General features: G+C 59.8%; 17 protein-coding genes. 10 read left to right on the top strand and 7 right to left on the bottom strand.

The window, feature by feature from the left end:
* Positions 1–57: 57 nt before the first annotated feature.
* Positions 58–744: a GntR family transcriptional regulator gene (locus ACQZ6F_RS12435; RefSeq protein WP_068394780.1), complete on the bottom strand. Its 687-nt coding sequence runs from the start codon at positions 742–744 to the stop codon at positions 58–60.
* 113 nt (positions 745–857) lie between these two features.
* Between ACQZ6F_RS12435 and ACQZ6F_RS12430 the strand changes: the two genes are divergently transcribed.
* The 7 genes from ACQZ6F_RS12430 to ACQZ6F_RS12400 all read left to right on the top strand — a co-directional run bounded on the left by ACQZ6F_RS12430 (position 858) and on the right by ACQZ6F_RS12400 (position 10,017).
* Positions 858–1,781 carry a substrate-binding periplasmic protein gene (locus ACQZ6F_RS12430; protein WP_449091634.1) on the top strand — a complete coding sequence of 308 codons (924 nt, stop codon included), beginning with the start codon at positions 858–860 and terminating at the stop codon, positions 1,779–1,781.
* Between the two features lie 15 nt (positions 1,782–1,796).
* Positions 1,797–2,537, top strand: a complete 741-nt coding sequence (locus tag ACQZ6F_RS12425) for an amino acid ABC transporter permease (protein WP_449091635.1) — start codon at positions 1,797–1,799, stop codon at positions 2,535–2,537.
* A gap of 2 nt (positions 2,538–2,539) precedes the next feature.
* On the top strand, positions 2,540–3,340 hold the full coding sequence (locus ACQZ6F_RS12420; RefSeq protein WP_449091636.1) for an amino acid ABC transporter ATP-binding protein: 801 nt from the start codon (positions 2,540–2,542) through the stop codon (positions 3,338–3,340).
* A 77-nt stretch (positions 3,341–3,417) separates the two neighbouring features.
* Positions 3,418–4,611 carry an NAD(P)/FAD-dependent oxidoreductase gene (locus ACQZ6F_RS12415; RefSeq protein WP_449091637.1) on the top strand — a complete coding sequence of 398 codons (1,194 nt, stop codon included), beginning with the start codon at positions 3,418–3,420 and terminating at the stop codon, positions 4,609–4,611.
* A gap of 619 nt (positions 4,612–5,230) precedes the next feature.
* Positions 5,231–7,177 carry a PrkA family serine protein kinase gene (locus ACQZ6F_RS12410; protein ID WP_077472510.1) on the top strand — a complete coding sequence of 649 codons (1,947 nt, stop codon included), beginning with the start codon at positions 5,231–5,233 and terminating at the stop codon, positions 7,175–7,177.
* 18 nt (positions 7,178–7,195) lie between these two features.
* The gene (locus ACQZ6F_RS12405) at positions 7,196–8,467 is read left to right on the top strand and encodes a YeaH/YhbH family protein (protein ID WP_449091638.1); all 1,272 of its coding nucleotides are present in this window, start codon (positions 7,196–7,198) and stop codon (positions 8,465–8,467) included.
* Complete coding sequence (locus ACQZ6F_RS12400) at positions 8,467–10,017, top strand: SpoVR family protein (RefSeq protein WP_449091639.1); 1,551 nt, start codon at positions 8,467–8,469, stop codon at positions 10,015–10,017. Before ACQZ6F_RS12405 ends, ACQZ6F_RS12400 begins: the two co-directional genes overlap by 1 nt.
* 20 nt (positions 10,018–10,037) lie before the next feature.
* Here the strand turns inward: ACQZ6F_RS12400 and ACQZ6F_RS12395 are convergent, their stop codons facing one another.
* The 6 genes from ACQZ6F_RS12395 to ACQZ6F_RS12370 all read right to left on the bottom strand — a co-directional run bounded on the left by ACQZ6F_RS12395 (position 10,038) and on the right by ACQZ6F_RS12370 (position 16,467).
* Positions 10,038–11,489, bottom strand: a complete 1,452-nt coding sequence (locus ACQZ6F_RS12395; RefSeq protein ID WP_449091640.1) for a DHA2 family efflux MFS transporter permease subunit — start codon at positions 11,487–11,489, stop codon at positions 10,038–10,040.
* A gap of 217 nt (positions 11,490–11,706) precedes the next feature.
* Positions 11,707–12,606: a DUF6030 family protein gene (locus ACQZ6F_RS12390; protein ID WP_449091641.1), complete on the bottom strand. Its 900-nt coding sequence runs from the start codon at positions 12,604–12,606 to the stop codon at positions 11,707–11,709.
* Positions 12,607–12,733: 127 nt separating this feature from the next.
* Positions 12,734–13,456 (bottom strand): copper homeostasis protein CutC, encoded by a 723-nt coding sequence (locus tag ACQZ6F_RS12385; RefSeq protein ID WP_449091642.1) that lies wholly within the window; start codon positions 13,454–13,456, stop codon positions 12,734–12,736.
* On the bottom strand, positions 13,446–14,372 hold the full coding sequence (locus tag ACQZ6F_RS12380) for an ROK family protein (protein WP_449091643.1): 927 nt from the start codon (positions 14,370–14,372) through the stop codon (positions 13,446–13,448). Before ACQZ6F_RS12380 ends, ACQZ6F_RS12385 begins: the two co-directional genes overlap by 11 nt.
* Positions 14,373–14,458: 86 nt before the next feature.
* Positions 14,459–15,811: an ATP-binding protein gene (locus ACQZ6F_RS12375; protein ID WP_449091644.1), complete on the bottom strand. Its 1,353-nt coding sequence runs from the start codon at positions 15,809–15,811 to the stop codon at positions 14,459–14,461.
* Positions 15,808–16,467, bottom strand: a complete 660-nt coding sequence (locus tag ACQZ6F_RS12370) for a response regulator (RefSeq protein WP_449091645.1) — start codon at positions 16,465–16,467, stop codon at positions 15,808–15,810. The genes ACQZ6F_RS12375 and ACQZ6F_RS12370 overlap by 4 nt, the downstream gene beginning before the upstream one ends.
* Positions 16,468–16,692: 225 nt before the next feature.
* On the opposite strand from ACQZ6F_RS12370, the gene ACQZ6F_RS12365 reads away from it, so the two are divergent.
* The 3 genes from ACQZ6F_RS12365 (at position 16,693) to ACQZ6F_RS12355 (ending at position 19,608) form a co-directional block, all read left to right on the top strand.
* Positions 16,693–17,148 carry an RbsD/FucU family protein gene (locus ACQZ6F_RS12365; protein WP_068399776.1) on the top strand — a complete coding sequence of 152 codons (456 nt, stop codon included), beginning with the start codon at positions 16,693–16,695 and terminating at the stop codon, positions 17,146–17,148.
* A gap of 42 nt (positions 17,149–17,190) precedes the next feature.
* Positions 17,191–18,144: a sugar-binding transcriptional regulator gene (locus ACQZ6F_RS12360; RefSeq protein ID WP_068399779.1), complete on the top strand. Its 954-nt coding sequence runs from the start codon at positions 17,191–17,193 to the stop codon at positions 18,142–18,144.
* Positions 18,145–18,291: 147 nt separating this feature from the next.
* Positions 18,292–19,608, top strand: coding sequence for an ABC transporter substrate-binding protein (locus ACQZ6F_RS12355; protein ID WP_077472517.1), 1,317 nt, complete (start codon positions 18,292–18,294; stop codon positions 19,606–19,608).
* The last annotated feature ends 92 nt before the right edge of the window (positions 19,609–19,700 follow it).

Genomic DNA, 19,700 nt, shown 5'->3' with positions numbered 1-19,700 from the left:
CCACCAGCGCCGTTCAAACGGTGCTGGTGGCTTTCATCCCCTTGCTTTCCCAGTCGATCAGATGACCTTGCGCACTTCCTGTTCGAAGCTGAGAACATGATGCAGGGCGATCCGTTCGGCGGTATCGGCATCTCCGCGGCAGACGGCTTCGAGCATAAGTATCTGCTCCTGTACCACCTTATCGAGTTCCGGCGTCAGCTCGGGAAACCGGCGCATCGCGACATGAAGAATCCGGAGCGAGAGGTTGTGGTAATGGTCGAGCGTGTCGAAGAGATACCTGTTCTTGGCGCATCGGTAGATGAAGCGATGGATGCGTCGGTCGAGTGTAAGAAGCGCATCGAGCTCCGAAGGAAGGGAAAGCGCCTTTAGCGCTTCTATCAATTTGCCGGCTTCGTGCCGCTCGGGCTCCCGCAGCCGTTCGGCAGCCAGCCGCGTAGCCCAGGATTCGATCCGCGCCCGGGCCTCGTAGATTGCCGTAAGGTCGCTGATATCGATCCGGCTGACGAAAGTGCCCCGGCGCGCGTTGACATCGACGAAACCATCGCGCTGCAGCCGCAGGAACGCTTCACGTACGGGCGTGCGACCAACGTCGAGCCGCCGCATCACATCGTTTTCCCGCAATATGGTACCCGGCGCCAGCTGTACCGTGATGATATCCTCGCGTAGCTGCAAATAGGTGCGCTCCGCCAATGTCAGCGTCGCTTCCGGATCGTCGATCATTTCTTCCGACATCCAAGTGTCCATCCGCGTTGTCTCCATCCTGAGAGTGGTCTGCTTTGTCCGGCGGCAGAATCACTTGACAAGGCGCATCAATAATATACTAAGTAATATATTACAAAAATATAAGGAGGGTGAACATGATTAGCAACGATATTTTCGCGCATTCGCCATTCAGGCGCGGCGTGGCGGCGATTTTGGGCTTTGGGTTTGGGCTGTTCGCCGCAATTACGGCTGCGCAGGCCGAAGACCTGGAAACGCTGAAGCCTGGCGTACTTCAGGTGGCCATCGAGGCCTACATGCCCTACACGGCGCTGAAGGATGACAAGTTGGTCGGGCTCGACAGCGACATTCTCGATGCGGTCGCCAAGAAGCTTGGCCTCAAGATCGAGACGGTCGTGACCGATTTCCCCGGCATGCTTGCCGCGGTACAGTCACAACGCGCCGATATCACGATCGGCGGCATCGCATGGTCCGATGCGCGTCAGAAGGCGGGCCTGTTCACCGATCCGCCCTATTACTCGCCACCGGCCATGGCCGTGCATGGTGGCGCTTCCTATCCCGACGTGAAGAGCCTCGAGGGCAAGGCCCTCGGCACCGTCACCGGATATGTCTGGGCCAAGTCGATCGCCGAAGTTCCGAAGGCCGATGCTCGCACCTATCCGACGGCCGACAGCGTCTTTTCGGATCTTTCGTCGGGAAGGCTCGATGTCGGCTTTCTCGATCCCCTGCTGATCATCTATCAGCAGCAGCAACGGCCCGACATGAAGTTTCGGGTTGCCTATCTCGATGCGCCGACAGCAGAGCAGGTTGACGCCCATCCCGATTATAAATATTTCCAGCCCTACATGACCGGCTTCTATCTCCCCAAGCAGGCTCCGAAGCTCACCCAGGCGATCTCAGACCAGATCGATGCGATGTACAAGGATGGCTCGCTTGCCACGCTTGTGACGAAATGGGGCGGCGATCCCAAGCAGTTCCTGGTCCCGTCGCCTGACATGGCGGCCCAGCGCCGCGGCGTTGACCGCCCGCAGACCTGGTCACCACCGTCCGTCGCCAATTGATCGGGGGGAACGGACATGAGCTTTTGGCAACCTCTTGCTCAATTGTTTCAAGTTCCCTGGGGCGACTATGCAGGCAATCTTGGTGAGGGTCTCTTACGGACCCTTGCCTATACGCTCGCCAGTTTCATTGGGGCAGCTATCCTTGGCTTGGTACTTGCCCTGATGCGCCTCAATCGGGTTCGCATCGTAAGACTGCCGGCCACGCTGTACACGGAGGTGTTCAAGAACGTCCCTCTGCTTGCCATCATCTTCGTCACCTATTTCGGCCTGCCCTCCGTCGGGATAAGGTTCAGCGTCTTTGTCGCCGGCGTGCTGAGCCTTGTGCTGTTCTATGCCGCCTATCTGTCGGAGATCTTCCGTGCGGCCATTGCCGGCATCCATCCGGGCCAGAACGAGGCGGCACATGCATTGGGCCTTGGCCGGGTCAAGACTTTCGGCCATGTGATCTTGCCGCAGGCGCTTCGCCTCGCGCTGCCCGGCACCAACACGATGTTTGTGGACCTGCTGAAATCGACATCGCTGCTGGTCACGATCTCGGCGGCGGAGCTTATGACCAGGGCGCAATTGATTGCGTCCGAGACCTTTCGCTCGCTCGAAGTCTATCTGGTGATCGCAGCACTCTATTTCGCCGTCTGCTATCCCGTCTCGCAATGTCTCCTCTGGCTCGAGCGTACCATTCATGCGGGCGTGCCCTTGTCGTTGGGCCGGCGCCGGCGGCTGAGATTGGCAAGAGCCCTGATCCAGGCGGGGAGCTAGAAATGGCCCAGATAACAGTCGAAACAACACGCATCGCGTCCTCGCCCGATAACGGCTCGGCCATCAAGATCCGGGGGCTGCGGAAATCCTTCGATGGAAGGCTCGTGCTCGACGGCATAGATCTGGATGTTCCGCGCGGCCGGATTGTCAGCATCATTGGCCAGAGCGGCGGCGGCAAGACAACCCTCATGCGGTGCGTCAACCTGCTCGAGCAGCCAGAAGACGGCTCCATTGAGATAAATGGCGAGGCGATCTTCTCAAAGGGCATGCTGACCTGCAAGGATCTCGCCAAGCTGCGCCAGCGCGTCGGCATGGTGTTCCAGCGCTTCAATCTCTTCCCGCATCTGACGGCCGTGGAAAATGTCGTGCTGGCGCAGATGCACGCTGCCGCCATTGACGAGCGTGAGGCGGTGGAGCGTGCCGTGCGGTTGCTGACCCGTGTCGGTCTTGTCCATCGTGCTCTGGCCTATCCGGAGCAAATGTCGGGCGGCGAGCAGCAGCGCGTTGCGATCGCACGGGCTCTTGCGCTCTCTCCGACCGTGCTGCTCTTTGACGAGCCGACCTCCGCGCTCGATCCGGAATCGACCGGCGAAGTGCTGCGCGTCATGCGCGAACTTGCAAGCGACGGGATGACGATGATCATCGTCACGCACGAACTCCCGTTTGCGCGTGAAGTATCCGACTGGGTCGTCTTCATCGATGGCGGTCGGATCATCGAGCAAGGGCCGGCCGCGGATGTGCTGGATAGTCCCAGGGAGCCTCGCACCGTTGCCTATGTCGCCCGGTACGCGAAACCAGGCTAAGCGTGAGGCTTTTCACCGGGCCGCCTTAAAATCCGGCCGCACGCCAACAGCTCCCCCCCGCAGAAAATATGGATGAGATGAACAGGATTTCGACAGATATCGTCGTTGTGGGCGGCGGGGTCATTGGGCTGGCGATCGCCCTTCGGCTTCGCGCCGATGGGCGAGAGGTTGTCGTCGTCGAGCCGAATGAACCGGGATCCGGTGCCTCCTACGGGAATGCGGGGACCGTCGCCGACTATGCGATCATACCGGTGGGAACCCCGGCGGTGCTCCGGAATTTCCTGTCGCTCGTCCTTAGCCCGGATAGTCCTCTTGCAGTCCGCAGGTCGGCATTGCCGACCCTGCTTCCCTGGCTCGCCCGCTTTGCCTACGAATCCCTGCCGCATCGCTATCGCGAGAATGCCGGCCGAATTGCCGAACTTGTTTCGGACGCTTCGCCGGCCTGGACTGAATTTGCCGCCGAGATCGGTGCCTCGCAGTTCCTGTCGGCGAAAGGTTGTCTCTACCTTTACGAAACGCGAAAGGCGTTCCGGGCAGCCGGCGCCGACATAGCGTTGCGCCGCAATTATGGTGTTTCACAGGAGCTTCTTTCGGCTGATGACGTGGCCCGGCTCGAGCCGCGCCTCACCCGATTTGAGGGTGGCCTGTTCTTTCCCAAAGCCATCAACCTCAGTGATCCCGGCGAGGTGATGCGTCTCCTCACTGTTGCGGTCAGGCGGGCGGGCGTGGAATTTGTGCAGGCGTCCGTTGGCAGTATCGTGCGGGAACAAAGTGGCCTGCGGATCGTTGCGGCAGCTTGCGAGCTGCGTGCCCGCACGGTCGTCATTGCCGCTGGCGCTCATTCGCGCAAGCTGGCGGCTTCCCTTGGCGATCCGGTGCGGCTCGATACCGAGCGGGGCTATCATGTCGAATATGACATGCCCGATCTGCCTATCGAGCGGCCGGTCTGTCCGACGGCGCATGGCTTTTACTTCTGCCCGATGCGAGGGCGGCTAAGGGTTGCCGGCCTGGTGGAACTTGGCGGATTGACTGCTCCGAAAAACCTGCGGCTTACACAGGCTCTCGTGAGGAATGCGCGCCGTTATTTCCCCGAACTTGGCGAGCCGAGCCGTTCCTGGTTGGGGTTTCGGCCTTCAATGCCCGATTCCGTGCCGATCATCAGGCCCTCAAGAGGCGGGAAGGATGTCATTCTTGCCTTCGGACATGGGCACATTGGGTTGACCTTGGCGCCCCGTACCGCTCAGCTCGTCAGCGAGATGCTGGCCAGATGAAAAGTCTGTGAGAGTGTTGGCCTCTGCCAGAGAGCGATCCAATCATGGTTCACGATACATGATATCCAAGTCTATATATAAAATTTATGAGGGAATTAATATTCTGGTACACGTTTAGCGATTTCCGCCCAGGAGAGTCGACCCGCATTGGATGCTACGCTAGCTCTCGATCTGGTGAAGGGCACTCTTTGGAGCGATGGTAAGCTGTCAGCAAGATGATGAAGCACCTTCGCGACGTGTAGGGTATGCCACGCCGCTACCTCAATTCTGCAGAGAACGACCATCTTTTCTCCCAAATCATGCAGACAATGGGTCTCAATGCTGGGTTAGATCAATCCATCATCGAAGCGGGTTTCCACATGGAGGGCCAGGTGGAACTCCTTTGGCAAGAGTGTGCATCCTGTGATGGGTATATGCCAATCACGACAACTTGAAGGCGGCCATACATTAATTCAGTGCATGAGCAGTTCAAGATGTTGATGGTATTTACAATCAGGCGTACGAATTATTGACAGATCACTATTGATTCGAAGCGAGTGATACCGCACTTTAGATACTAGCGGGATAAGTGATCTCGTTAAGTCCAACGTTTATTGCAATAGCAAGCTAACGGGGCGCCATGTTAAACAACGATGTTCTATTCAACACCTTCGCACGCTCTTTCGAAGCGCGGCGCGAAGTCGAGATGTCATTCTCCGAATACCTGGAAGGGTGCCGGGAAGACCCGCTCATGTACTCAAATGCAGCCGAGCGGCTTCTGGCAGCCATGGGAGAACCATTGCTGATCGATACGGCCAAGGACACAAGACTTGGGCGTATCTTCATGAACCGGACGATCCGGACTTATCCGGCGTTTTCAGGCTTTTTCGGCATGGAAGAGACGATCGAACGGATCGTCGCCTTCTTCCGCCATGCGGCGCAGGGGCTGGAGGAGCGAAAGCAGATCCTCTATCTGCTCGGACCTGTCGGTGGCGGCAAGTCTTCGCTCGCCGAGCGGTTGAAATCGCTGATGGAAGTCCATCCGATCTATGTGCTCAAGGCCGGCAACGAGCTGAGCCCCGTCTTCGAAAGTCCGCTCAGCCTGTTCGACCCCGTCACCATGGGGCCGATGATCGAGGAGCGCTACGGCATTCCCCGCCGCCGCCTGACCGGGCTGATGAGCCCGTGGTGCCTGAAGCGGCTCGAAGAGTTCGAGGGCGATATCTCCCGCTTCCGCGTCGTTCGATTGCAGCCGTCGAGACTGCGGCAAATCGCCGTCGCCAAGACGGAGCCCGGAGACGAGAACAACCAGGATATCTCCTCGCTGGTCGGCAAGGTGGATATCCGCAAACTCGAAAGCCTGGCGCAGAACGATCCCGATGCCTACAGCTATTCGGGCGGGCTGAACCGCGCCAATCAGGGCATTCTTGAATTCGTCGAGATGTTCAAGGCGCCGATCAAGATGCTGCACCCGTTGCTGACCGCAACCCAGGAGGGCAATTATATCGGCACCGAAAATATCGGCGCCATTCCCTTCTCCGGCATCATTCTTGCCCATTCCAACGAGTCCGAGTGGCAGACCTTCAAATCCAACAAGAACAATGAGGCCTTCATCGACCGCATCTGCGTCGTCAAGGTGCCTTATTGCCTGCGGGTCACCGAAGAGCAGAAGATCTACGAGAAGCTGATTGAGGAATCCGAACTCAGCGACGCGCCCTGCGCGCCGTCGACGCTGGAGACGCTCGCCCGCTTCACGGTTCTGACACGGCTTTCCAAGCACGAGAATTCCACCGCCTTCTCCAAGCTTCGGGTCTATGATGGCGAGAGCCTGAAGGAGACCGATCCGAGAGCGCGCAGCGTGCAGGAATATCGCGACACTGCCGGCGTCGATGAAGGCATGGATGGAGCATCCACCCGCTTTGCCTTCAAGGTTCTGGCGGCGACCTTCAACTACGATACGACCGAGATCGGTGCCGATCCGGTGCATCTGATGTACATGCTGGAGCAGTCGATCCGCAGGGAGCAACTGCCGCTCGAAACCGAGAAGCTCTATATCGAGTTCATCAAGAGCGAGCTCGGGCCGCGCTATGCGGAATTCATCGGGCATGAGATCCAGAAGGCCTATCTGGAATCCTATTCGGATTACGGACAGAACCTGTTCGATCGCTACGTCGACTATGCCGACGCCTGGATCGAAGACGTCGACTTCAAGGATCCGGATACGGGCCAGCTTCTGGACCGCGAGCTTCTCAACCAGGAGCTCACCAAGATCGAGAAGCCGGCCGGCATCGCCAATCCCAAGGATTTCCGCAACGAGATCGTCAAGTTCTGCTTGAGAGCAAGGGCGAGCCACGGCGGCAAGAACCCCTCCTGGACGAGCTACGAGAAGATCCGCGAAGTTATCGAAAAGCGGATGTTCTCCCAGGTCGAGGATCTTCTGCCCGTCATCTCGTTCGGCTCCAAGAAGGATGGCGAGAGCGAAAAGAAACATGCCGAATTCGTCGATCGCATGATGGCCCGGGGCTATACCGAGCGGCAGGTTCGACGGCTTGTGGAATGGTACATGCGAGTGAAACAGGCGGGATGAGCCACCAAGGAAGAAGGAATGCACATTGTTGACCGACGCCTGAACCCAGGCGGCAAAAGTCTGGAAAATCGTCAACGGTTTTTGCGAAGAGCAAAGGCGCTGGTGCAGAGAGCGGTGTTTGAATCCTCTCAAAATCGCGACATTCAGGACATTCTGAAAGGTGGCGAAATCAGCATTCCACTGGATGGAACCGAGGAGCCTCGGTTCCATCGCGGCCCCGAGGGGCTGAAAGAGCATATACTTCCCGGCAACAAAGACTTCCTTGAGGGCGATATCCTGCCACGACCGGAGAGCGGTGGCGGCAAACCACGCGCCGGCGGCGATGGCACGGGCGAGGACGCCTTCCGCTTCATCCTGACGCGAGAGGAGTTCCTCGATCTCTTCCTTGACGATCTCGAACTGCCTGACCTTGCCAAGCGGCGGCTGGTATCGACGGATCAGATGAATCCGGTCCGTGCCGGCTATTCGGTGACCGGATCACCCGCCAATCTCGCAATCAACCGCACCATGCGCCTGGCGATGATGCGCCGCGTTGCCCTACATCGCCCGAAACCGGAAACCGTCGCCAAGCTTGCCGCCGAGGCGGAGGAGTGCAAGGACGAGACGCGCCGGGCCGAGCTTGAGGCAGAGATCAAGATGCTGGAATCCAAAGTCCGGCGCATTCCATACATCGATCCCATCGACATCCGCTATCGCCGTTTCGACAATGAACCGAAGCCGGTGGCGCAGGCCGTGATGTTCTGCCTGATGGACGTGTCCGGCTCGATGTCTGAGCACATGAAGGATCTCGCCAAGCGCTTCTACATGCTGCTTTATATCTTTCTCACCCGGCAATATCGCCGTGTCGAGATCGTCTTCATCCGGCATACCGATGTCGCCGAAGAGGTGGATGAGGAGACATTCTTCCGCAGTCCGGCAACTGGCGGCACGCAGGTATCCAGCGCGCTCGAAGCCATGCGGCGGATCGTGCATGACCGTTTCCCGCCGTCAGACTGGAATATTTATGCTGCACAGGCATCGGACGGCGACAATGCCTATTCCGACAATGCGACGGCTGCGGCCCTGATGACCGGCGAGATCCTGCCGGCATGCCAGTATTTCGCCTATCTGGAAGTAGGTGAAGCGCGCAGCGCGGCGATCTCTTCCGGTTCGGCGCTCTGGTCGCTCTACGAGCGCATACAGGCGGGTTGGCCGGTGCTGTCGATGCGGCGCGTCAGCGATCGCAGCCAGATCTATCCGGTCTTCCACGACCTATTCCAGCGGCGGACGGCGGAAACAAGGAGCGGCTGATGGCGAAGAAGGCATCGATGGAACGGCTTTTTGAAGGTGCGGACTGGGATTTCGCTACCATCCAGCGCATCCACGATGCCTGCGAACGCATCGCCGTCGACGAGCTTGGCCTCGACGTTTACCCGAACCAGATCGAGATCATTACGGCCGAGCAGATGCTCGACGTCTACTCCTCGATCGGCATGCCGCTGTTTTACAAGCACTGGTCCTTCGGCAAGCATTTCGCCCATCACGAGGCCTTCTATCGCAAGGGTCTTCGCGGTCTTGCCTATGAGATCGTCATCAACAGCTCGCCCTGCATCTCCTACCTGATGGAAGAGAATACGGCGACGATGCAGGCGCTCGTCATTGCGCATGCGGCCTTCGGCCACAACCATTTCTTCAAGAACAACTATCTGTTCAAGCTCTGGACGGATGCAGAGGGCATTCTCGACTACCTCAATTTCGCCAAGAGCTATGTTGCCCGCTGTGAGGAGCGCTATGGCCCTGCAGCCGTCGAGCGGACGCTGGACGCGGCACACGCGCTGATGTCGCATGGCGTCCATCGTTACGCCGGCAAGAAGACGCCGGATCTGCGTGAGGAAGAAAAGCGCGAGCGCGAGCGGCGCGAATATGACGAGCGGATCTTCAACGATCTATGGCGCACGATCCCCGTCGGTGCAGGCAAGAAGATGCCGGATCTCGATCTAGAGCGTAGACGTGCGCTCGCCGGTCTGCCGCAAGAAAACCTCCTCTATTTCCTGGAAAAGATGGCGCCGCGGCTAAGGCCCTGGCAGCGGGAGATCATTCGCATCGTCCGGCACGTCGCCCAGTATTTCTACCCGCAGAGCCAGACGAAGGTGATGAACGAGGGCACGGCGACCTATGTGCACTATCGCATCATGACGCGGCTGCATGAGCTGGGCGGTATCGGCGACGGCGATTTCCTGGAGTTCCTGAAATCACACACCAATGTGGTCTTCCAGCCTACTTTCAACGACCAGCGTTATTCCGGCCTCAATCCCTATGCGATCGGCTTTGCCATGATGCAGGACCTCGAGCGTATCGTGACGAAGCCGAAGGAGGAGGACCGTCAGTGGTTCCCAGAGATCGCTGGGACCGGGGATGCCATGGCGGTGCTGCGCGATCTCTGGGCCAATTATCGCGACGAGAGCTTCATATCGCAATTCCTCAGCCCGCATCTGATGCGCAAGATGCGGATGTTCCATCTGACCGACAATCCCGAAGAGGAAGAGGGCTTGCGGGTGGCGGCGATCCATGACGAGCGCGGCTATCGGCGCATTCGGCGGGAGCTTGCCCGGCAATATGACGTTGGCTGGATCGACCCGCATATCGAGATCGTTGATGTCGATCTTGCGGGCGATAGAAAGCTGATCGTCAGGCACACGGTGCTGAATGGCGCGTTGCTCGACGATATGGATGCCAAGCGGGTGCTGCAGCATCTTGCCGATCTCTGGAGCTACGACGTGCTGATGCAGGAAGTCGACGGCTCCGGGACCGTGCTTCGCGATCACCTCGTGCATCCGCGAGCGTCAGCGGTCGCAGCATAAGAGGCGGGTATAAGCGCAACCTATGACGGGCTTTTAGACCGGCGCTGGTGGCCGCTTACCTGAGCGCCGTCTTCTGGCTGCAGCTTCAGGAAGCCGGGTATGCCGAGCAGCGGGATTACCGCCATCAACAAAAATGCAATGTGGAATTTCTCCGGCGTCAGCGGCGAGCCATCCAGCGTGACGACACCGAGCAGCATGGCGGCGACAGAGACGCCGAAGCTGACGCTTAGCTGTTGCAGCACGCCGCCGAGGCTGGTCGCGCGGCTGAGCTGGACTGCCGGCGTATCGGAATATGAGAGGGTGTTGGACGTCATGAATTGTGATGCCCGCGCCAGCCCGAAGATGAAGACGTAGACAATGATGAACCAGTGCGGCGTGTCGGGTGTGATCAGGGCGAAGCCGGCGACGACGGCGGCGCCGAAAACGGCGCTCCAGGTCAGTATACGGTCGAAGCCGTAAAGTTTCAGCAATCTCGTCGACACTGGCCGCACGATAAGGCTGCTCAGCGCACTGACGAAAGTCAGCGTGCCTGACACGATCGGGCTCAGGCCGAAGCCGACCTGCAGCATGAGCGGCAGCAGGAAGGGTACACCGTTCAGCCCGACGCGGCAGATACCACCCGCAAGCGTGCCGACGCGGAATGTGCGCAGCTTGAACAGCGTGAGGTCGACGGCCGGGGATTCGGCCGTTCTCGCATAGCGGATGAAGCCGACGAGCAGCAGACCGGCGGCGGCGAGGGAAAGGAAGATCGCCCAAAGAGGAATGGTGGGCCGGCCGATATTCTCGATCCCGTATTGCAGCAGCACGCAGCCGAGGCCAACCATGACGAAGCCGGGAAAGTCGAACCTGATCGAGGTATCGCGGTCGGTATCCTCGACATAGCGCAGCGCCATGATCATGCCAATCACGCCGAAGGGCAGGTTGACCCAGAAGATCCAGCGCCAGGAGAGGTAGGTGGTGAGGAAGCCGCCGAGCACCGGCCCGATGACAGGGCCGATGACGGCAGGCAGGGTCATATAGGTCATCGCGGTTACCAGCTGGCTGCGCGGAAAGCTGCGGATGAGAATGAGCCGCCCGACCGGCGTCATCATCGCGCCGCCGAACCCCTGAAGCGCGCGCATGGCGATCAGCATGGGCAGGCTGGTCGCCAGGCCGCAGAGGATGGAGCCGAGCGTGAAGATGAAAAGGGAAAGCGCGAAGATGCGGCGGGCGCCAAAGCGATCCGCGAACCAGCCGCTCACCGGGATGAACATGGCAAGCGTCAGGATATAGGCTGTGACCGCCAGATTCATGCGCACCGGGGTGGTGCCGAGGCTCTTGGCAATATCCGGAACGGCGGTGATGAGAATGGTCGAATCGAGCTGTTCCATCAGGAAGGCGACGGCAACGACGGCGGGGATGATGTAGCGCAGGCGAGGGTTACGTTCGACCGCGAAAGTCTGGCCCTGCGGATGGGGATCTGTGGAATCCATGGACTATAATTGCTTTCCACCGCCGAACCAGGCGATCCGGCACTTTTGCGATGCGCATGAATCCCTGCGGAAACCGCCTTGTGCTTTCGGGGGACTTGTTGCTACCGGCCGGTGATCCGCCGACCCTCGGAATCGCTGCTCATATGATCACCATCCATGGCGCAGTGCAACAAAAACCGGGTCACAAAAACCGGCGCAGGCAAGCTTGGAAAGAGGCCTAGTTGGTCAAGGAGGGAGAGGGCAGGGTCCAGCGTGCCTTGTCGAAGACGATGGCTGTTCGGAGCTGTTCCGGTGCAGTTCTTCGCAATTCCAGCTGCAGGTTGAAATTATTGTTGCTCTGGAATTCCTTGAAGAAACTGAGCTTGGCGCCGAAGGCTTGCAGCGTTACGTCCTGCAGCGAGCCAATGGCATCCAGCGCGCTTTGGAAGTCGAGCCAGTGCGTTTTGCTCAGCAGCAGCACGACGGTATCGACGAACGTGCTGGCGATCGCCTTGCCGTCGGCATTGTCGGGCATGATCACCTTGATGCGGATCGTGTCAAGTTCGCCGGTTGGCTTGCCGCGCGCAATGATGAAGAAGGACGCCGCATTCGCATCGCCATAGGCGCCCTTTTGAACCGCATAGCTGCATTCCGATGTGCCGCCGCCCAATTCGCTTTGCCGCCATTCGCCGACAGGCAGGCCAAATGTCACCAGGTCGCTGCATAGGGTTGGGCCTGAAACCCTCCAGCTCCGCACGAAGGCGCTCAGCAGCGCGTCGACGGGAGTATCGAAAAGGTGGGAGGTCTTGACCGGCCGTGGTTTGATGGCCGCCGCCTTGGGCGGTGTCGCCGCGGCATGTGCTGGCGTTCCGGCTATCGCGAGCGCAGCATTTCCAGCGTTATTGGCGGGAGTGGTCCTGGCAGGCGGAGGGCGCTTGGCCTCGACAGCTTTTGCCGGCGGCGGGGCGGCCTGTTGGACTGGCTTTGGAAACAGATTGAGATGATAGCGGTTGTCCAGCGCTCTCAGGTTCCGCATGTCATTGGCAAGCAGCGCTGTCACAAGGATGATCGAGCCGATGACGACAGCCGCAATCCAGAAGACAGCCCAGCTTTTCTTGCGAGGTGGCGCCACCGACATGATCGAGATCTACAGCTACTCCCGAGGAAACCCGTCTTGCTGCAATGACTGTATGTTGTGCAGCCCATCCTTGGCTACAGCATATGCGTTTATGAACGATTGATCATTCTAATGTTTCTTTGTCAATTCATGATGTTGCCGCAGAGAAGTGGGACTTCAGCGCCTGGACGGTAGCCGTGTCCGTGCGGCGTGCCGATGGCGACGAGAATCCAAGGGCGAGCAAGCGTTCGTCGGTCTCTGTTAGCGTGACGGCGCAAGAGGAGTGAATTTCGCCGATCGGCAAGCGCGGCCATAGCTGCTCGATCGTCGCCAGTGTGACGCCGGAGCCGGGCATGATGGAGATGCGGCCGGCAGCGATGGCAATTGCCTGCTCGATCGTCGCGATGCCTTCCGCTGCCGTCTTTGCGCCACCTGAGGTCAAGATACGCTCAAAGCCGAGGGATACGGCTATTTCCACGGCTTCTGTGATATCCGGGACAAGGTCGACTGCGCGATGCAGCGTCTTGCCGAGGGTGCCTGCGTGGGTGACCAGGGCGGCCAGCGTCTCGAAATCGAGCCGTCCGTCGGGCAACGATGCACCAAGAACGACACCCGGCAAGCCGGCGTCCCGGGCCACATCGATATCCCGCTTCATGATTTCGAGCTCATCGGCCGAATAGACGAAGCTGCCCGCGCGTGGACGGATGATGGCATAGGCGGGAACGGGCATGTTGGCTGCAGCCGCCATCAGGCCCGTGCTCGGTGTCAAGCCGCCGAGAGGGAGCGCGCTGCAAAGCTCGATGCGATCTGCACCGCCGGCAACGGCTGCCTTGAGGCCGGCAATATCTTCGACACAGACCTCAAGCAGCATGGTTGCGCTCTCCGGAATATTGCAGCCCCAGCAAGGCGGCGCCGATGAGGCCAGGTTCGAGCTTGCACTCGCTCGGCACCACGAGCGGCCGGCCGAATTTGCGCAGGGTGCGCGTGCGTACGACCTCGTCGAGCCGCGCCAGGAGCGGTTCGACATTGGAAAGACCGCCGCCAACGGGCACGATCGTTGCGCCGGTTATGTTGATCGTGAGGGCCAGCGGGGAGGCGACGAGATCGATCATCACGTCGATCGTGCGCTGGGCTTGCGCATCGTCCTTCAGCCAGCGGTCGATGATCTCTTCGCTGGTCAGTTCCAGTCCGTGCAGCGTCTTGTGCAGGCGCTCGATGCCGCGGGCGCCGCCGACGGTGTCGACGCAGCCTTTCTGGCCGCAGCCGCAGAGATAGGAGGGGATAGCGACCGGCGGGTTGCCGGCGTGAGAAGAAATGATGGGTCCATGACCCCATTCGCCGGCAAAGCCACCGGCCGCATTGACGAGACGACCGTCGGCCACGAGGCCGCCGCCAACGCCGGTACCGAGAATTGCACCGAAGACGATACGATGGCCACGACCGGCGCCGGACATGGCTTCCGCCATGGCGAAGCAATCGGCATCATTGGCAACCAGCACGGGATAGCCAAGTTCAGCTTCAAGCTCTGCGGCCAGATGCCGGCCATGAATGCAGGGAATGTTGGCGCAAGTCAGCGCCTGCGTATCGGGATCGACTACCCCGGCAATGGAAAACGATAGGCAATCCGGCCTTTCGTCCGCTTCGGCGATAACAGCGCGCAGGGCTTCAACGAATTCTGTGAAATTGTGCTTGGGCGTCGGGCGCCGCGCCAGCGGCAGAATATCGGTCACGGAGCGGGCGATGCCGCCTTTGATGGCGCTGCCGCCGATGTCGAAGGAAACGATCATGAATACAGACCTGCAGGGAACATGCGGCACTTGCTCGCACCCTTTGCGGGTCTTTGCAAGATCTATCCGCGCTGATCGGGAGCCTATCAGCCGGTCGGCAGCGTGATCCTGGCTTCGAAACCATCGGTTCTGCCGGTGGCGGGAGACATGAGATCGATGCGCCCGCCGATCTGGTCGACGATCCGCTCGACAATGGAAAGCCCAAGGCCGGAACCAGCCGCCTTCGTCTTGCCGCGCCAGAAACGCTTCTTCAGACCGGCCAGCTCCTCATACGAAAGCACGGTACCACCATTGATGATGCGGACGGTGCCGGCTTCGACACTTACGGTCACTTCATCGTCGACCGGGCCATGGATGAGCGCGTTTTCGATCAGATTGCGCATGACGATGGCGAAGGCATCGATATCGACGTTGCGGATCAGCTTTTCCTTCGCATCGTTTTCCAGCAGCACGCGGCCGGCAGTGCCGGTGTCGCGGTCGTAATCGCCGATCACTGTTTCGATAACCGCGATCAGATCGATCGGCTTGTCGCCGGTGCCAATACCGGCCTGGGCGCGAGAAAGCTGCAGCAGTTTTTCCGCAAGGCGGCCGAGATTGGAGAGCGATGTCTCGATGCGGCCGGCGCGTTCGGTGAGTTGCCCCGGCGGCAGTTCCGCGATCAGCCGCTGGGTCTGCGCCAGCGCACCGGCAATCGGCGTGCGCAGCTCATGAGCGCTGTTGGCGGTGAATTCGCGTTCGGCTTCAAGGGCCAGACGCAGGCGATCGAGCAGGAGATTGACCGAACGGGCGATCGGCTGCAGCTCGCGCGGCAAGGTTTCGCTCTCCAGCGGCATCATGTTGCCGCTGTCCTTGGTGGCGATCTCCGCCCGCAAGCGGTCGATCGGCCGCAGCGAACGACCGACAATGATGCCGATGGCAATAATGCTGGCAGGTATGAGGGCAAGGAGCGGCCAGAGCAGCGCGACCCCGCTTTCGCGCGAGGCTTCGCGGCGGTTCTTGAAGGCATCGGCAACATGCAGGAAGATCGTGCCGTCAGCCGATGATTCCGTATAGATCCGGTAGCGCGGCGTGTTGTGGAAGCCGATCTTCAGTGGCACATCATAGGTAGTCGCCGGAGCATCGTGCGAATGCAGGATCACCTTGCCGTTGGCGTCGAGCACCTGGTAGGTCAGATATTCGCGGTTGAGCCCCTTGTTGAGCTCTTCCAGGCTTTGCGGATCACCGGAATTGTCGCGGTTGGCGAGGTCATCGAGCACCAATGGCAGCAATCGCTCGGCGGTTTCCTGCAGCGCGCCGTCGAAGGTCTCGGAGAGTTCCTTGTTGACGACATAGACGCCGATGCCGACGGCAATCAGCCAGAAGACTACGACTGTGCCTGTTAGAGCGGCGATCAGCCGGCGGGTGATGCTGGCGCGGCTTGGCTCCTTGCGTTCGCTCATCGGTCACCCAGTGAATAGCCGACGCCGCGGGCGGTGCGGATTCGGTCCTTGCCGATCTTCTTGCGCAGCCGGCTGACATAGACTTCGACCGTATTGCTCTCGATCTCGGAGCCGAAGGCATAGAGCGCTTCTTCTATCTTGTCCTTCGAGACGATGGCGCCCGGCCGCGCCACGAGCAGATCGAGCACGGCCCATTCGCGCCCCGTCAGAACGACATCCTTGCCTTCCAGCTTGACGCGCCGTTGCGGCTGGTCGATTTCGAGATCGCCGAAGCGGGCGGTCGGTTGCGGGCTGCCGGTGTAACGGCGGGCCACAGCCAGGATGCGGGCTGTCAGTTCGCCGAGATTGAAGGGCTTGACGAGGTAGTCGTCGGCACCGCTGTTCAGGCCCTCGATGCGATCGGAAATCTGGTCGCGCGCGGTGAGGATGATGACCGGGGTTTCGTCCGGTTTGCGGCGCAACCGTTTGAGAAAGTCGATACCGCTGCCATCGGGAAGCTGTAGATCCAGGAGGATCAGGCCGTAATTCACGGCGCTGGTGACTTCGTCGGCGTCGGCCAGATTTTTCACCCAGTCGACGGCATGGGGACCGGCCGCGATATGGTCGCGAACGGCGCTGCCGATCGTATCATCGTCTTCCACCAGAAGAATCCGCACCTGTGCCCCTCAACCATTGACCGTGCTTCAGTTAATGCCGGCGAACCTATCGGGTCAATAAGGGCCGAAATAAGCCTTGTGGGCATATGCATTTTAACGGTCCGGCCCCTTTGCCGAAAACGTTCCCGGTGCCTATGGACAGAGAGGAACGCCGTGGTTACTTCTTTGCCCGGAATGCGAAGCGGCCGCAGGGTGCCGCCACTGATCATTGAAGGATGCTCGACCATGCTGAAGGGAATTTCGCCGCTGTTGAATGCGGACGTGCTCTATGCGCTAAAGTCGATGGGACATGGCGACATGCTCGTCGTCGTCGATACGAACTTCCCGGCGGAAGCCATCGCGAGCCAGACGGTTTTGGGTGAATTGCTCCGCATCGACAACGTGCCGGCGGCCGATGCTGTTGCGGCGATATTGTCACTGATGCCCCTCGACACATTTATCGACGATGCGGCGACGCGCATGGAAGTTGTGGGAGCACCGGACGAGGTGCCGCAGGTCCAGGCCGAGGTGCAGGCGGTCATCGACAAGGCCGAAGGCAAGCATTGGCCGCTGTCGCCCGTTGAGCGCTTCGCCTTTTATGAGCGGGCAAAGGATGCCTTTTGCATCGTCCAGACCGGCGAGCGGCGCTTCTACGGTTGTTTCACCTTGACCAAGGGCGTCATCCCGCCGGAAACTGAGTGATCCGATAGGCTGGGAACAGCGCTGTTTCGATAAAGGAATGCGATGGCGAAGAAGCTGGATTCCCAAGGGCGGCTTGACGACGCGGCGCGAGCCGGATGGCTTTATTATGTCGCCGGGCGGACGCAGGACGAGATTGCCGTCGCCATGGGGATCTCCCGCCAGTCGGCCCAAAGACTGGTGTCGCTGGCCGTAGCCGAACGGCTGATCAAGGTGCGGCTGGATCATCCGATTGCAGCCTGTCTGGAATATGCTGCAGCGCTACGCGAAAAATACGATCTGCGGCATGTCGATGTCGTGCCGAGCGATACAGACGGTGCGTCGTCGACCGTGGGTATCGCCCAGGCGGGGGCCGCCGAGATCGAGCGCTGGCTGCGGCATAGCGATCCGATCGTGCTAGCCATCGGCACCGGTCGCACGCTGAAAGCGGCTGTCGATCAGTTGCCGGCCATCGAATGTCTGCAGCACCGCGTGGTATCGCTGACGGGTAATATCGGCCCGGACGGCTCGGCCGCCTATTACAACGTCATCTTCAGCATGGCCGACGTCGTCAAGGCGCGGCACTTCCCGATGCCGCTGCCGGTACTTGTGTCATCGGCCGAAGAACGTGAATTGCTGCACGCGCAAGCGCTTGTCCGCTCGACGCTCGATATCAGTGCGCAGGCCGACGTGACTTTCGTCGGCATCGGCGAAATGGGCATAGAAGCACCTCTGTGTCTCGACGGCTTTCTCGAGAAAGACGAGATGCTGGCCTTGATGGAGCGCGGCGCTGCGGGCGAGATCTGCGGCTGGGTGTTCGACGGCAAGGGCAAGCTCATGCCCGATGATGTCAATGATCGCGTCGCAAGCGCTCCGCTGCCGTCGCGCGATACGTCTTCCGTCATTGGAATCGCCAAGGGAAAACGCAAATTCGAGGCGATCAAAGCGGCCGTTGCCGGCCGCCAAATCAACGGTTTGATCACCGATGAGGCGGTTGCCGAATTTTTGCTCAAAGGCTGAGCAAAAAATATAATCCGTAAAAACAAGATGATAGGTTGCTTGCTCGGCAATGCAGCAACGAATCCGCATTGACATTTTGTCGCAAGCGGTGAGTAATTGCCCACGAGCAAAGCGAATGCTCATCTTTTGGTCTTCTGGGAGGAAGATATGAAATTGAAAACTTTATTGCTGGGCGCCTGCTCGGCCCTGATGTTTGCCGGCTTGGCGTCCGCCGAAACCCTGACAATTGCGACAGTCAACAATGGCGACATGATCCGTATGCAGAAGCTTACGGACGATTTCAAAGCCAAGAACCCCGGTATCGACCTGCAGTGGGTTACGCTTGAAGAAAACGTATTGCGCCAGAAGGTTACGACCGACATCGCCACCAAGGCCGGCCAATACGACGTGCTGACGATCGGCACCTATGAAGTGCCGATCTGGAGCAAGCTCGGCTGGCTCGCCCCGCTCGACAAGCTTTCCGCCGACAAGGACTATGATGTTGATGACCTTCTCCCGGCCATCCGCAGCGGTCTGACCACGGACGGCAAGCTCTATGCGGCGCCGTTCTACGGCGAAAGCTCGATGGTGATGTACCGCAAGGACCTGTTCGACAAGGCCGGCCTGAAGATGCCGGATGCGCCGACCTGGGATTTCATCGCCGATGCGGCCCGCAAGATCACCGACAAGGACCATGAAGTCTACGGCATTTGCCTTCGCGGCAAGGCTGGCTGGGGCGAAAACATGGCGTTCCTGACGGCGATGTCGAATTCGTTCGGCGCTCGCTGGTTCGATGAAAAGTGGAAGGCACAGTTCGACCAGCCGGAATGGAAGGACACGCTCGACTTCTACGTCAAGCTGATGAAGGATGCAGGTCCTCCGGGCGCTTCCTCCAACGGCTTCAACGAAAACCTGTCGCTCTTCCAGACCGGCAAGTGCGGCATGTGGATCGACGCGACGGTTGCTGCTTCCTTCGTAGCCGATCCGAAGCAGTCGAAGGTGGCTGACAAGGTCGGCTTCGCACTGGCTCCGGACAAGGGCCTTGGCAAGCGCGGCAACTGGCTCTGGGCATGGAACCTCGCTATCCCGGCTTCTTCGAAGAAGACCGATGCTGCCGAGAAGTTCGTCGCCTGGGCAACCAGCAAGGAATACACCAACCTTGTTGCTCAGAAGGAAGGTTGGCTGAATGCACCTCCCGGCACCCGCAGCTCGCTCTATGCAAGTGCGGATTACCAGAAGGCTGCTTCCTTCGCGAAGATGACGCTCGACTCGATCAACTCGGCCGATCCGACGCATCCGACTGTGAAGCCGGTTCCCTATGTCGGCGTCCAGTTCGTCGCTATCCCTGAATTCCAGGGTATCGGTACGGCCGTCGGCCAGCAGTTCTCCGCAGCTCTTGCCGGCCAGATCTCCGTCGATCAGGCTCTCAAGGCAGCACAACAGCTGACGACCCGCGAAATGACGAAGGCCGGTTACCCGAAATAAGGCCTTTGAGGTACGGAAAGCAGTGCCCCTCTCGAGCATTGCTTTCCCCTAGGCCGCCGAGCGCCCGAATGCCCTTGGCGGCCCTTTTTGTT

Source organism: Rhizobium sp. A22-96 (assembly GCF_053521805.1).
The sequence above is the reverse complement of the archived record's forward strand: the minus strand, read 5'-3'. Positions and strand labels throughout refer to the sequence as shown.

Bases quoted from the DNA above. Each gene is read 5' to 3' on its own strand.
- ACQZ6F_RS12425 (WP_449091635.1), top strand. From the start codon at position 1,797: ATGAGCTTTTGGCAACCTCTTGCTCAATTGTTTCAAGTTCCCTGGGGC.
- ACQZ6F_RS12390 (WP_449091641.1), bottom strand. From the start codon at position 12,606: ATGTCGGTGGCGCCACCTCGCAAGAAAAGCTGGGCTGTCTTCTGGATT.
- ACQZ6F_RS12415 (WP_449091637.1), top strand. From the start codon at position 3,418: ATGAACAGGATTTCGACAGATATCGTCGTTGTGGGCGGCGGGGTCATT.
- ACQZ6F_RS12380 (WP_449091643.1), bottom strand. From the start codon at position 14,372: ATGATCGTTTCCTTCGACATCGGCGGCAGCGCCATCAAAGGCGGCATC.
- ACQZ6F_RS12360 (WP_068399779.1), top strand. From the start codon at position 17,191: ATGGCGAAGAAGCTGGATTCCCAAGGGCGGCTTGACGACGCGGCGCGA.
- ACQZ6F_RS12435 (WP_068394780.1), bottom strand. From the start codon at position 744: ATGGACACTTGGATGTCGGAAGAAATGATCGACGATCCGGAAGCGACG.
- ACQZ6F_RS12420 (WP_449091636.1), top strand. From the start codon at position 2,540: ATGGCCCAGATAACAGTCGAAACAACACGCATCGCGTCCTCGCCCGAT.
- ACQZ6F_RS12395 (WP_449091640.1), bottom strand. From the start codon at position 11,489: ATGGATTCCACAGATCCCCATCCGCAGGGCCAGACTTTCGCGGTCGAA.
- ACQZ6F_RS12400 (WP_449091639.1), top strand. From the start codon at position 8,467: ATGGCGAAGAAGGCATCGATGGAACGGCTTTTTGAAGGTGCGGACTGG.
- ACQZ6F_RS12410 (WP_077472510.1), top strand. From the start codon at position 5,231: ATGTTAAACAACGATGTTCTATTCAACACCTTCGCACGCTCTTTCGAA.
- ACQZ6F_RS12375 (WP_449091644.1), bottom strand. From the start codon at position 15,811: ATGAGCGAACGCAAGGAGCCAAGCCGCGCCAGCATCACCCGCCGGCTG.
- ACQZ6F_RS12365 (WP_068399776.1), top strand. From the start codon at position 16,693: ATGCTGAAGGGAATTTCGCCGCTGTTGAATGCGGACGTGCTCTATGCG.
- ACQZ6F_RS12405 (WP_449091638.1), top strand. From the start codon at position 7,196: ATGCACATTGTTGACCGACGCCTGAACCCAGGCGGCAAAAGTCTGGAA.
- ACQZ6F_RS12385 (WP_449091642.1), bottom strand. From the start codon at position 13,456: ATGCTGCTTGAGGTCTGTGTCGAAGATATTGCCGGCCTCAAGGCAGCC.
- ACQZ6F_RS12430 (WP_449091634.1), top strand. From the start codon at position 858: ATGATTAGCAACGATATTTTCGCGCATTCGCCATTCAGGCGCGGCGTG.
- ACQZ6F_RS12355 (WP_077472517.1), top strand. From the start codon at position 18,292: ATGAAATTGAAAACTTTATTGCTGGGCGCCTGCTCGGCCCTGATGTTT.